The 11981-nt window shown below is 55.4% G+C and carries 12 protein-coding genes; 7 read left to right on the top strand and 5 right to left on the bottom strand.

Translation table 11 applies throughout. The features are described from left to right. Window positions 1-109: 109 nt before the first annotated feature. On the bottom strand, window positions 110-1675 hold the full coding sequence (ahpF, locus tag USG84_RS00290; RefSeq protein WP_061098895.1) for an alkyl hydroperoxide reductase subunit F: 1566 nt from the start codon (window positions 1673-1675) through the stop codon (window positions 110-112). A gap of 188 nt (window positions 1676-1863) precedes the next feature. Continuing rightward, the gene (gene ahpC, locus USG84_RS00285) at window positions 1864-2427 is read right to left on the bottom strand and encodes an alkyl hydroperoxide reductase subunit C (protein ID WP_014882974.1); all 564 of its coding nucleotides are present in this window, start codon (window positions 2425-2427) and stop codon (window positions 1864-1866) included. A 622-nt stretch (window positions 2428-3049) separates the two neighbouring features. Here ahpC and citR point away from each other — a divergent pair. The 3 genes from citR (at window position 3050) to USG84_RS00270 (ending at window position 5961) form a co-directional block, all read left to right on the top strand. Beyond that, complete coding sequence (gene citR / locus USG84_RS00280) at window positions 3050-3949, top strand: DNA-binding transcriptional repressor CitR (protein ID WP_151413404.1); 900 nt, start codon at window positions 3050-3052, stop codon at window positions 3947-3949. Window positions 3950-4126: 177 nt separating this feature from the next. Then, complete coding sequence (locus USG84_RS00275; RefSeq protein ID WP_253541206.1) at window positions 4127-5350, top strand: phosphoadenosine phosphosulfate reductase; 1224 nt, start codon at window positions 4127-4129, stop codon at window positions 5348-5350. Continuing rightward, window positions 5335-5961 carry an IbrB-like domain-containing protein gene (locus USG84_RS00270; RefSeq protein ID WP_253541205.1) on the top strand — a complete coding sequence of 209 codons (627 nt, stop codon included), beginning with the start codon at window positions 5335-5337 and terminating at the stop codon, window positions 5959-5961. Before USG84_RS00275 ends, USG84_RS00270 begins: the two co-directional genes overlap by 16 nt. On the opposite strand, the gene USG84_RS00265 is transcribed toward USG84_RS00270, so the two are convergent. Further along, window positions 5962-7122 carry a pyridoxal phosphate-dependent aminotransferase gene (locus tag USG84_RS00265; RefSeq protein ID WP_151413403.1) on the bottom strand — a complete coding sequence of 387 codons (1161 nt, stop codon included), beginning with the start codon at window positions 7120-7122 and terminating at the stop codon, window positions 5962-5964. It abuts the gene before it with no gap. Between the two features lie 122 nt (window positions 7123-7244). Here USG84_RS00265 and USG84_RS00260 point away from each other — a divergent pair, with 122 nt between their 5' ends. Genes USG84_RS00260 through USG84_RS00250 form a run of 3 tightly spaced genes read left to right on the top strand, consistent with a single transcriptional unit; the run spans window position 7245 to window position 9084 of the window. Beyond that, on the top strand, window positions 7245-7859 hold the full coding sequence (locus tag USG84_RS00260) for a methylthioribulose 1-phosphate dehydratase (RefSeq protein WP_151413402.1): 615 nt from the start codon (window positions 7245-7247) through the stop codon (window positions 7857-7859). Further along, window positions 7856-8545: an acireductone synthase gene (gene mtnC / locus USG84_RS00255; protein WP_151413401.1), complete on the top strand. Its 690-nt coding sequence runs from the start codon at window positions 7856-7858 to the stop codon at window positions 8543-8545. The genes USG84_RS00260 and mtnC overlap by 4 nt, the downstream gene beginning before the upstream one ends. Then, window positions 8542-9084, top strand: a complete 543-nt coding sequence (locus USG84_RS00250) for a 1,2-dihydroxy-3-keto-5-methylthiopentene dioxygenase (RefSeq protein WP_253541204.1) — start codon at window positions 8542-8544, stop codon at window positions 9082-9084. Before mtnC ends, USG84_RS00250 begins: the two co-directional genes overlap by 4 nt. A 53-nt stretch (window positions 9085-9137) precedes the next feature. Here the strand turns inward: USG84_RS00250 and USG84_RS00245 are convergent, their stop codons facing one another. Further along, window positions 9138-9608, bottom strand: coding sequence for an SRPBCC family protein (locus USG84_RS00245; protein ID WP_151413400.1), 471 nt, complete (start codon window positions 9606-9608; stop codon window positions 9138-9140). Between the two features lie 42 nt (window positions 9609-9650). Continuing rightward, window positions 9651-10667, bottom strand: coding sequence for an S-methyl-5-thioribose-1-phosphate isomerase (mtnA, locus tag USG84_RS00240; RefSeq protein ID WP_151413399.1), 1017 nt, complete (start codon window positions 10665-10667; stop codon window positions 9651-9653). A 105-nt stretch (window positions 10668-10772) separates the two neighbouring features. Between mtnA and mtnK the strand changes: the two genes are divergently transcribed. Further along, window positions 10773-11972 carry an S-methyl-5-thioribose kinase gene (gene mtnK / locus USG84_RS00235; protein ID WP_253541200.1) on the top strand — a complete coding sequence of 400 codons (1200 nt, stop codon included), beginning with the start codon at window positions 10773-10775 and terminating at the stop codon, window positions 11970-11972. Window positions 11973-11981 lie beyond the last annotated feature (9 nt).

Below are 11981 nucleotides of genomic sequence, written 5' to 3'. Positions count from 1 at the left end.
ATTAACGCATGAAGTGGTCAATAACGAGGATAATTGAGGGTAAAAAAATCTAAAAAAAAGCCACCTCATAAAGAGGTGGCTAGTGCAGGTATCGTCTTACTTTCTTTTATTATGCGGTTTTGGTGCGGATCAGATAATCAAACGCGCTCAGGGACGCTTTTGCACCTTCGCCAGTGGCGATGATGATCTGCTTGTACGGCACGGTGGTGCAGTCGCCCGCGGCAAACACGCCCTTCACGCTGGTTTCGCATTTAGCATCAATAATGATCTCGCCCATGCGGTTGCGCTCAATCGCGCCTTCCAGCCAGGTGGTGTTCGGCAGCAGGCCAATTTGTACGAAGATCCCCGAAAGCTGAACGCTATGAACGTCGCCGCTTACGCGGTCACGGTACTCCAGGCCGGTCACTTTGCTGCCGTCGCCCTTCACTTCCGTGGTCTGCGCGTTCAGCACGATATCGACGTTTTTCAGGCTGCGAACTTTATCCTGCAGAACCTGGTCAGCCTTCATCTCTGGCGCGAACTCCAGCAGCGTCACGTGCTCAACAATTCCTGCCAGATCGATAGCCGCTTCCACGCCGGAGTTACCGCCGCCGATCACCGCCACGCGTTTGCCTTTAAACAGCGGGCCGTCGCAGTGCGGGCAGTAGGTCACCCCTTTGGTGCGGTACTGATCTTCGCCCGGCACGTTCATGTTGCGCCATTTCGCACCGGTGGCAACGATCACGCTGCGCGCTTTCAGCACCGCGCCAGAAGCGGTTTCAATCTGATGTAACCCCCCTTCCACCGCCGCCGGAACCAGCTTGCTGGCGCTCTGGCTGTCGATCACGTCCACTTCGTAGTCGCTGACGTGTGCCTTCAGCGCGCCCGCCAGCTTCTGGCCTTCGGTTTTCGGCACGGAAATATAGTTTTCGATGTCCACTGTATCCAGCACCTGGCCGCCGAAGCGTTCGCCCATCAGGCCGGTACGGATCCCTTTACGTGCGGAGTAAACCGCTGCCGCCGCACCCGCTGGGCCGGAGCCAACAATCAGCACGTCGTATGCATCGCGCTGGTTCAGTTCTTCCGCCGCGCGTTTTTCTGCGCCGGTATCTACTTTGGCAACGATTTCGGTCAGCGTCATGCGGCCCTGGCCGAATTCCTGACCATTCAGATACACCGCCGGAACGCCCATTACGTTGCGCTCGGTGATTTCGTTCTGGAACGTACCGCCGTCAATCGCCGTGTGCTTAATGCGCGGGTTCAGAACCGACATCAGGTTCAGCGCCTGCACCACGTCCGGGCAGTTGTGGCAGGAGAGCGAGTAATAGGTTTCAAACTCAAAATCACCGTCGATATCGCGGATCTGCTCCAGCAGCGCCTGCGCTTCTTTAGACGGATGACCGCCGGTCCACAGCAGCGCCAGCACCAGCGAGGTAAATTCATGACCCAGCGGAGAGCCGGCAAAGCGCGGCCCCTGGTCAGAGCCTGGGTTGGCGATCAGGAAAGAAGGCTTACGGACGGCAAGCGTATTGTCTTCTTTGAAAGTCACCTTCGGTGACAGTTCAGCAATCTCTGCCAGCAGTTCCTTGATCTCTGCCGATTTTGCGCTGTCGTCCAGCGTGGCAATCAGCTCAACGGGTTTGGTCAGTTTCTCAAGGTAGGCCTTGAGCTGGGTTTTCATCGTAGTGTCGAGCATGGTTCTTCCCTCTCTTAAGACGTCATCATGCAAGCTGCCTTATAGGGGCGGCCTGAATGCAACTTGCATCATGGTGCTGGAATGAAATGGGCGCGGGGGGCGCCCATTGATTGCCGGGTGGCACTTCGTTTACCCGGCCTACGATACTGTAGGCCTGTGCAAGCGCAGCGCCGCCAGGCTTTACAGACTTAAATCTTACCGACCAGATCTAAAGATGGAGCCAGGGTCGCTTCACCTTCTTTCCATTTCGCCGGGCACACTTCACCTGGGTGAGAAGCCACGTACTGAGCCGCTTTCACTTTACGCAGCAGGTCAGAAGCATCACGGCCGATACCTTCAGCGGTAACTTCGATAGCCTGGATAATGCCCTGCGGGTCAACCACGAAGGTTGCACGGTCGGCCAGGCCTTCATCTTCACGCATGTTGTCGAAGTTACGGGTCAGGGCGCCAGTCGGGTCGCCGATCATCGCGTATTTAATTTTCGCGATGGTTTCAGAGCTGCTGTGCCACGCTTTGTGGGTGAAGTGGGTATCGGTAGAGACAGAGTAAACGTCTACGCCCAGCTTCTGCAGTTCTTCGTAGTGGTCTGCCACGTCACCCAGTTCGGTCGGGCAAACAAAGGTGAAGTCAGCAGGATAGAAGAAGAACACGCTCCAGCGGCCTTCGGTATCTTTCTCGGTGACTTCAATGAATTCACCGTTTTTGAACGCCTGGTTTTTGAAAGGTTTAATTTTGGTATTAATCAAAGACATCTGTACTTCCTCCGTGTTTTCGTTGAGATGTAAGGTAACCAACTTTCTTCATCGGGGCTAATGCGTATGCTTTATCAAATCAATCAGCCAAACCTAACAACATCAACAAGACAGTAAGGTGAACCTTTTAAAGGAAACGCCAAAAGTAAAAAGGCCGCCTCAACGGGCGGCCCTGATACCTGAATTCCCCGCAGGTACATTCAGTGCCAGCCGAAGCTGGCGTTGCGTTGCGCTCTACAACCCTTAATATCAAGGCGGTAACAGCGGTTTGATTACACCACCCGTGTAGAGATTGAGCAATCCATAACAGAGGCATTTCTGCCTATGGCTGTGATAGGCAGTATCGAACATCATTTCGAGGCGTTATAAATTTATTTTTATGATAAAAATACCTCAATATATAAATGACAATTGTCATTTAAGCGTTTTATCCCTTCTTTAAGATAAAATTATCTTAATCATCTTTGAAGCGCTATTTTAATAATCTGACGTCGTGATATATTAAGGTGAGTTTAATTTAAAATTAAGAGAGTTAACCGAAAGGATTGTAAATGGTTAGCTTCAAACTATAGTTATCAGTGATGTGATAACCACAGCAAACACGACATCATCAGGACGAAACATGGCAAATCTCTACGACCTCAAGAAATTCGACCTCAACCTGCTCGTCATTTTTGAGTGCATTTATCAACATCTGAGTATCAGTAAAGCGGCCGAGACGCTCTATATTACACCTTCCGCGGTAAGCCAGTCACTGCAGCGTTTGCGCGGGCAGCTCAACGACCCGTTGTTTATTCGTTCAGGTAAGGGGATTACGCCGACTACGGTTGGCGTCAATCTGCATCATCATCTTGAACAAAACCTGAATCAGCTCGAGCAGACCATCAACATCATGCACAGCAGCGGGCTGAAGAAGAACTTTATCATTTACTGCCCGCAGTTTATGAGTACCAAAACGATGCTTGCCCCTATGAAACTGCTGATGGATAAGTATAATTATTCGATTGAATTACATGATGTTTTTCTTGCACCCAATTCCGCAGAAGATCTCTTAGCCTACCGTAAGGCTGACCTGATATTTTCGTTTGCCTCCTCGAGCAGCCGCTCTGTCGCCAGCACGCTGTATTACAAGCTTCCCTTTGTCCTGGTGTGTCGTGAGGGCCATCCCCGTATGAGCGAAAATCCGACTCGTGAAGAGATCCTTAATGAAAATTTTACCGCCTACCTTAGCGATGAGAACAGCGTCAAAGACTATCAGGAAAAAGCCGAAAACATTTTAACCGAAAGAAACGTCGTCTATCGTAGTGATTCCTTTATTTCTCTGTTGTCGATGATCAGTTCATCGGACCTCATCGGATTAGCGCCAACCCCGGCCTTTGAGCAATATGGCCAGGCGCTCAACCTGCGTAAAGTGGAAACAGATATTCAATTCCCCAGCATTGATATTTACATGATGTATAATCGTTCCGCACTGAATAGCTCAGCGTTTGCGAGCTTCATTGAAGAAATAACGCTCCCATAAAAAAACAATCGTGGTTCTCGCAGAGAATGCCGGGCCACGATATTACTGAAACATACACCCTCGTTATAGAAACAATCGGTATTAACTTTATACATTTATTTATTAATTGACTGATATAATTCTCACCTTAGTATTGACACTTAAGCCCGGCATTAATTACTCAGGATGAGAATGCGCATGTCAATTTATAAGTACCCTCTGCACCAGGATGTTCTTAGCGCGACTCAGGAACGAATAAAATGGACTCTCGAGAATTTACCCAGAACCTGCGTCTCTTTTTCTGGCGGTAAAGACTCCACCGTCATGCTGCATCTGGTTGCCCTTCGGGCGAGACAGATGAAAACAAAAATAGATGTGCTGTTTATCGACTGGGAAGCGCAATTTTCTTATACCATCGCCCACGTTGAACATATGCGCGAATTATACAGCGACGTCATTGACCATTTCTGGTGGGTGGCCCTCCCCCTGACGACGCAAAATTCCCTGTCGCAATTTCAGCCGGAATGGCAATGCTGGGAACCGGGCGCCCGGTGGGTTCGCCAGCCTCCAGAAGATGCAGTTACCGATCCCGCCTTTTTTCCTTTCTACCAGCCAGGCATGACGTTTGAAATCTTTGTTCGCAGTTTCTCCGACTGGTATTCACGCAATCGCCCGGCGGCCGTGCTGATTGGTATTCGTGCCGATGAATCTTACAACCGCTTTCTGGCTATCGCTTCAGCGCGGAAGCAGCGTTTTGCCGACGACAAGCCCTGGACAACCGTCGCGCCGGGGGGACATGCCTGGTATATCTATCCTCTCTACGACTGGAAAACCGCCGATATCTGGACCTGGTTCGCCAAATCGGGGTGTTGCTATAACGCCCTGTATGACCTGATGTTTCAGGCTGGCGTGCCGCCCCGCTACATGCGCATCTGCGAGCCCTTTGGCCCGGAACAGCGTCAGGGGTTATGGCTCTACCACGTTGTGGAGCCTGAACGCTGGGCGAATATGTGTGAACGCGTAAGCGGCGTGCGCAGCGGGGGAATTTATGCTGGTCACGATAATCATTTCTATGGTCACAGGAAAATCTTGAAGCCCGAACACCTTTGCTGGCGTGAATACGCCATGCTGCTGCTCGACAGCATGCCGCAAAATACGGCCGAACATTACCGCAATAAAATCGCCGTTTATCTGCACTGGTATCAAAAGAGAGGCATGGAGGATATTCCCGATACCCAGGAAGGCGATATCGGTGCCAAAGACATTCCCTCATGGCGCCGTATTTGTAAGGTTTTACTGAATAACGACTACTGGTGCAGAGCACTGTCATTCAGCCCAAACAAACCCAAACATTATCAACGCTACAGCGACAGAGTGAAGGCTAAACGCAAGGAGTGGGGCATTTTATGCGACAAAGAATAATCAACGACATCGAAACATATCTTCAGTCTCTTCACGAAGAGGACAGAATTAACGCCATTAATGCCTTTCGCCTGGCGCTGCACAAAAATAGCCCGTTTTACGATCAGCCCATCGACTGCGTACTGTGGATCAAACAGGACGCCATTACCGCCAACGATTACAATCCCAATAATGTGGCTCCGCCTGAAAAACGGCTGCTCAGCAAGTCGCTGGAGCTTGATGGATTCACCCAGCCTATTGTTGTGACCGAAAGCGAACCGCAACATTACGAAATTGTGGATGGATTTCATCGTCATGAAATTGGCACAAGTCGGGCTGCGTTGAAGCGTAAGCTCAGAGGTTACCTGCCCGTCACCTGCCTGCGCCAGGACCGGCAGAATAAACATGACCGCATGGCCGCCACCATTCGGCACAACCGGGCGCGCGGGCGACATCAAATCAACGCCATGTCCGAAATCGTTCGGGAACTTGCCCAGCTTGGCTGGAGCAATGAGAGAATTGGCGAAGAGCTCGGGATGGACAGCGATGAGGTGCTGCGTCTCAAACAAATCAACGGCCTGCTGGAGCTGTTTGCAGACCGCCGTTACTCTGAAGCCTGGACGGTAAAATAATCAGAGCGTGTTCAGACGCTCCGCCGCGGCCAGCAGCGTCGATTCCTGCTTCGCAAAGCAGAGGCGGATCAGCTTATGCGGGAAGGGATCGGCGCAGAACACCGACAGCGGAATGGCGGCCACGCCAACCTCTTTCGTCAGCCACTGGCAGAAACTGACATCATCCAGATCGGAAATGGCGCTGTAATCCGCCAGTAGGAAGTAGGTTCCTTCAGACGGCAAAATTTCCAGGCGGCTTTGGCCCAGCGCCGTCACAAACAGATCCCTGCGCGCACGGTAAAAATCCGGCAGGTCGCGATAGTGCTCGGGTTCAGCGCGCAGCATATCCGCCAGCGCCAGCTGAGCCGGGGTATTCACGGCAAACGTCAGGTACTGGTGCACCTTACGCAGCTCGGCGCTGATGGCGGCGGGGGCCACGCAGTACCCCACCTTCCAGCCGGTCATATGGTAGGTTTTACCGAATGACGACACGGCAATAGCCCGCTCGCGAAGCTGCGGATGGGCCAGCACGCTGGCGTGCCCTTCTTTCGCGAAACAGATGTGCTCATACACCTCGTCGCTCAGGACATAAACTTCACGCTCCGCAATCGCCTGCCACAGCGCGGCAAAATCGGCCTTTTGCCACACCGTCGCCGACGGGTTGTGCGGCGTATTGAGAATAACCAGACGGGTTTTGTCACTCAGCAGCGCCGTGAACGCCTGCCAGTCAGGGCGGAAATGCGGCGGCTGAAGCGCCACGCGTTTCACCACGCCGCCGGAGAGCTCAACCGCTGGCGCGTAGCTGTCGTAGCTCGGGTCAAAGCAGATGACCTCATCGCCCGCACGCACCAGCGCGGTAATGGCCGCATACAGCGCTTCGGTCGCCCCTGCCGTCACCGTAATGTCGCTGTTCGCATCGGGCCTATAGCCGTACAGCTCCGCCGTTTTATCCGCAATGGCCTCCCGCAGCGCCTGCACGCCGGTCATCGGCGCATACTGGTTCGCCCCCTGCGCAACGTGGTACGCCAGGCGCTCCTGCAAATAGCCAGGCCCGTCAAAATCCGGGAACCCTTGCGAAAGGTTAATGGCGTTGTGCTGCTGCGCCAGGGCGCTCATCTGCGTAAAGATGGTGGTACCGAGACCGGGAAGTTTACTCTGCGGGATCAATGCGTTATTGCTCATTTTGTTGTGCCTGCTTGTAATACTTATGTTGCTGCCACTATAACACGATGTTAGTCTTTGGCAATCAAGACGCTTAGACGTCTATATGCTATAAATATTCCTGGCCGAGAGGGTAAAAGGAAATGACAGACAACCTGCAACTCACGCAACTGGTCGACGCCTGCCGCTGGATCGGCGCCAAAGGCTGGGCACCCGCCACCGGCGGCAACATGTCGGTACGTCAGGACGAACATCTGTGCTGGCTTAGCGAATCCGGCAAAGACAAAGGCAGCCTGACGACGGAGGATTTTCTTCAGGTTGAGATCGCCACCAGCCGCGCGCCGTCCGGTCGAAAACCGTCGGCGGAGACCGGGCTGCACACCCTTATCTATCGCCTGTTCCCGGAAGCCAACGCCGTCCTGCACGTTCATACCGTTAACGCCACGGTGCTGTCGCGTCTGGTCAAAGAAGCCGAGCTGAATATCAGCGGTTTCGAGATGCAAAAATCGCTTGCCGGGCAGACTACCCATCTGGATACGGTCGCCATCCCGGTATTTGATAACGACCAGGACATCAACGCCCTCGCCTCACGAATCGCCCATTACGCGCAGGAACGCCCGCTTAATTATGGTTTTCTTCTGCGCGGCCATGGCTTAACCTGCTGGGGACGCGACGTGGCCGAAGCCCGCCGTCATCTGGAAGGATTAGAGTTCTTATTTGAATGCGAAATGCGTTTACGACAACTGGAGAGAGTATGATTCGCGCGATTGTGACGGATATTGAAGGGACCACCAGCGATATTCGTTTTGTCCATGATGTTTTGTTTCCCTACGCGCGTGAGCGGCTGGCGGCCTTCGTGAGCGCCCAGCAGTACGCCGAGCCGGTGAAATCCATTCTGGACAATCTGCGCGAGGAAATCGGTAGCCCGCAGGCCAGCGTGAGCGAGCTTATCGACACCCTGTTTGCCTTTATGGATGAAGACCGCAAATCCACCGCGCTGAAAGCACTGCAGGGGATCGTCTGGCACGACGGCTACGTGAACGGCGACTTTACCGGCCACCTCTACCCGGACGTGCTGCCTGCGCTGGAAAAGTGGAAAGCGCAGGGGATTGATCTCTATGTATATTCCTCTGGCTCCGTCGCCGCGCAGAAACTGTTATTTGGCTACAGCGACGAAGGTGATATTACTCATCTGTTCAGCGGCTATTTTGATACCCGCATCGGCGCCAAGCGCGAGGTGCAGTCTTATCAGAACATTGCGGCGCAAACGGGCATCGCCCCGTCGCAGATCCTGTTCCTGTCCGATATTCATCAGGAGCTGGACGCGGCTGAACGGGCAGGCTTTCGCACCCTGCAGCTGATTCGCGGCGATGATGACGGCGCAAGCCATCACCATCAGGTCCACCAGTTTGACGAGATTAATCCGGAGCAGATCCCTTCATGAGCGCATTAACCATTTATTCCGATAAAGACGCCAGCCAGCACCAGTGGCACAGCACCGACGCCGCCGAAATTGCTCAACAGCTGAACGCTAAAGGCGTACGTTTTGAACGCTGGGACGCGGACCGCGATTTGGGGCAGGATCCTGCGCCCGAAGCCGTGATCGCAGCGTATCAACATGCGATCGACAAGCTGGTGGCGGAGAAAGGCTATCAGAGCTGGGACGTAATCAGCCTGCGCGCCGACAACCCGCAGAAAGCGGCGCTGCGCGCGAAGTTCCTGAACGAACACACCCACGGCGAAGACGAAGTGCGCTTTTTCGTGGAAGGCGCGGGATTGTTCTGCCTGCACATTGGCGATGAAGTCTATCAGGTTCTTTGCGAGAAAAACGACCTGATCTCCGTGCCCGCAGGCACGCCCCACTGGTTTGATATGGGCTCAGAGCCGAACTTTACGGCCATTCGTATTTTCGACAATCCGGAAGGCTGGGTTGCTCAGTTTACGGGCGATGCGATCGCGGATGCCTATCCGCGCCTCGCATAATCTTTTCTCCCTCTCCCTGTGGGAGAGGGCTGGGGTGAGGGCACCAGCGCGCGCTACGCGTTAAGCCCCTTCACATACCCCACCAGCTGATCCAGCACAATCCCCCACCCTTCGTGGAAGCCCATCTGCTCGTGCTGCTCGCGAATTTCCTTCGTCGGGTGGCGCGCAATCGCCGTGTAGCGGGTTTTGCCCTCGCCCACATCCTCCAGCAGCAGGATCGCCGTCATAAACGGCTTTTCAGCCGGCTTCCAGCCCTCGGTATAGCCGTCGGTAAAGACGAGCTTGTTCCCCGGGTCGATTTCAAGAAACACGCCCCGGTTATCCATCCGCTGCCCGTCCACCTCAAACACGGTGTTGAACCGCCCGCCCACGCGCAGGTCGAGGTCGCACTCGGTCACCTTATGGGGAGCAGGAATGAAGAAGTTTTTGATGTGCTCGGGCGTGGTCCAGCAGAGCCACAGCAGGTCGCGCGGTGCATCCACCACGCGCTCCAGTTTTAAGTCTGTTTCAGGATCGAGCGTCACGATGTTGTCCTCTTAAGGGAACCCCTTAAAGGATAGCCGGACTCAGGCAAATTTCCCTTCCGCAACCTCCAGGGGCGTGACCACGCCCGTATCCAGCACCCAGCCGCTAATCAGCGAGGCAGGCGTGACGTCAAACGCCGGGTTATAGACCTGCGCGTCTTCCGGTGCCCACTGCACCGCGCCAAAGCTTCCGGCAACGCCCGTCACCTCGCTGGCGGCGCGCTGCTCAATGGGGATCGCCTCTCCGTTCGGGCAGTCCGGATCGAGTGTCGTTTGCGGAGCTGCCACGTAGAACGGAATGCCGTGGAACTTCGCCAGCACCGCCAGAGAATAGGTGCCAATCTTGTTCGCCACGTCGCCGTTGGCGGCGATACGGTCTGCCCCCACCCACACGGCGTCCACCTGCCCTTTCGCCATCAGGCTGGCGGCCATGGAGTCGGTAATCAGCTGATACGGCACGCCCAGCTCGCCGAGTTCCCACGCGGTTAGCCTGCCGCCCTGTAAGAGCGGACGGGTTTCATCCACCCAGACGCTGCTGACGTTACCCTCCTGATGCGCGCGGGCAATTACGCCCAGCGCCGTACCGACGCCCGCCGTTGCCAGCCCGCCGGTGTTGCAGTGGGTCAACAGACGGCTGCCGGGCTTCACCAGCGCGCTGCCCGCTTTTGCAATCGCCTCGCAAAGCCGTTTGTCTTCGTCAATCAGGCGCAGCGCTTCCGCGACCAGCGCCGGAACAAATTCTTCCTGCCACAGCGCCCGCTTCATGCGGTCGAGGTTGTTCATCAGGTTCACCGCCGTCGGGCGGGACGCGCGAAGCGTGTCCAGCGCCGCCGCAAGCTCGTCGCGGCTTTTGCCGTTTTCCGCCAGCAGCGCCAGCAGCAGGCTTGCAGAGAGACCAATCAGCGGCGCGCCGCGCACGCGCAGAGCGTGGATATGCCCAACCAGTGCTTCAACCGTCGAGGCATCCAGCCAGCGTTTCTCCTGCGGAAGCGCCTGCTGGTCGAGAATAAATAGCTGATTATCCGCCACCCGCAGGCTGGTCGTCTGTAATGTCTGCATGTCGTTAATTCCCTGTTGCGTTGTTGTAGCACATTGTGTCAGGATGAAATCCAGATGTATAGACGTCTACATGTCTTAATAAGTAAAACTCGTGAGGAGCAGGCCATGTCGCAATACCGTACCTTTACCGCTCAGGACGCCGTGGAGTATGCCAGGCAGTTTGGCGGACTTGACGATCCTTCATCGCTGGTAGAGGCGCAGGAGGTAGGCGACGGCAACCTCAATCTGGTCTTTAAAATTTTTGACGGCGCGGGCGTGAGCCGCATCATCGTTAAGCAGGCGCTGCCCTACGTGCGCTGCGTCGGCGAGTCCTGGCCGCTGACGCTGGATCGCGCTCGCCTTGAAGCGCAAACCCTGGTTGAGCACTACCAGCACAGCCCGCAGCACACCGTGAAAATCCACCACTTTGACCCGGAACTGGCGGTGATGGTAATGGAAGATCTCTCCAGCCATCGCATCTGGCGCGGCGAGTTAATCAACAACATCTACTACCCGCAGGCGGCGCGCCAGCTGGGGGAATACCTCGCGCACGCGCTGTTCCACACCAGCGACTTCTACCTGCATCCGCACGAGAAAAAAGCGCAGGTGGCGAAGTTCATCAACCCGGAGATGTGCGAGATCACCGAAGATCTGTTCTTCAACGATCCGTACCAGGTCCACGAGCGCAACAGCTATCCGGCCGAGCTGGAAAAAGACGTAGCGGCCCTGCGCGACGACGCCCAGCTAAAAATTGCCGTGGCCTCTCTGAAGCACCGCTTCTTCTCACACGCCGAAGCCCTGCTGCACGGGGACATCCACAGCGGGTCGATTTTCGTGGCCGACGGCAGCCTGAAGGCCATCGACGCAGAGTTCGGCTATTTCGGGCCGATTGGCTTTGACGTCGGCACCGCCATCGGCAACCTGCTGCTGAACTTCTGCGGCCTGCCGGGGCATCTTGGCATTCGCGATGCCGCCGCCGCCCGCGAGCAGCGCCTGACCGATATTCAGGAGCTGTGGAACACCTTCGCGGAACGCTTCCAGGCGCTGGCAAACGAGAAAGCCCGCGACGCCGCGCTCAGCGCACCGGGCTATGCCTCCGCATTCCTGAAAAAGGTCTGGCACGACGCCATTGGGTTCTGCGGCACCGAGCTCATTCGCCGCAGCGTCGGGCTTTCCCACGTCGCGGATATCGACAGCATCCAGGACGAGGCCATGCGCCACGAATGCCTGCGCCACGCGATAACGCTCGGGAAAGCGCTGATCGTCATTGCTGACCGCATCGACGGTGCGGAAGAGCTGGTGGCAAGGGTGCGGCAGTACAGCTGATTTTTACCC

It is taken from the genome of Enterobacter sp. 168J2 (assembly GCF_034107265.1).
Lineage (GTDB): Bacteria > Pseudomonadota > Gammaproteobacteria > Enterobacterales > Enterobacteriaceae > Enterobacter > Enterobacter nematophilus.
Note: the sequence above shows the minus strand (reverse complement) of the source record. Positions and strands in the feature narration are given on the sequence as shown.

Coding starts and splice junctions, on each gene's coding strand:
- USG84_RS00275 (WP_253541206.1), top strand. CDS start 4,127: ATGTCAATTTATAAGTACCCTCTGCACCAGGATGTTCTTAGCGCGACT.
- ahpF (WP_061098895.1), bottom strand. CDS start 1,675: ATGCTCGACACTACGATGAAAACCCAGCTCAAGGCCTACCTTGAGAAA.
- mtnA (WP_151413399.1), bottom strand. CDS start 10,667: ATGCAGACATTACAGACGACCAGCCTGCGGGTGGCGGATAATCAGCTA.
- mtnC (WP_151413401.1), top strand. CDS start 7,856: ATGATTCGCGCGATTGTGACGGATATTGAAGGGACCACCAGCGATATT.
- USG84_RS00265 (WP_151413403.1), bottom strand. CDS start 7,122: ATGAGCAATAACGCATTGATCCCGCAGAGTAAACTTCCCGGTCTCGGT.
- citR (WP_151413404.1), top strand. CDS start 3,050: ATGGCAAATCTCTACGACCTCAAGAAATTCGACCTCAACCTGCTCGTC.
- mtnK (WP_253541200.1), top strand. CDS start 10,773: ATGTCGCAATACCGTACCTTTACCGCTCAGGACGCCGTGGAGTATGCC.
- USG84_RS00270 (WP_253541205.1), top strand. CDS start 5,335: ATGCGACAAAGAATAATCAACGACATCGAAACATATCTTCAGTCTCTT.
- USG84_RS00260 (WP_151413402.1), top strand. CDS start 7,245: ATGACAGACAACCTGCAACTCACGCAACTGGTCGACGCCTGCCGCTGG.
- ahpC (WP_014882974.1), bottom strand. CDS start 2,427: ATGTCTTTGATTAATACCAAAATTAAACCTTTCAAAAACCAGGCGTTC.
- USG84_RS00250 (WP_253541204.1), top strand. CDS start 8,542: ATGAGCGCATTAACCATTTATTCCGATAAAGACGCCAGCCAGCACCAG.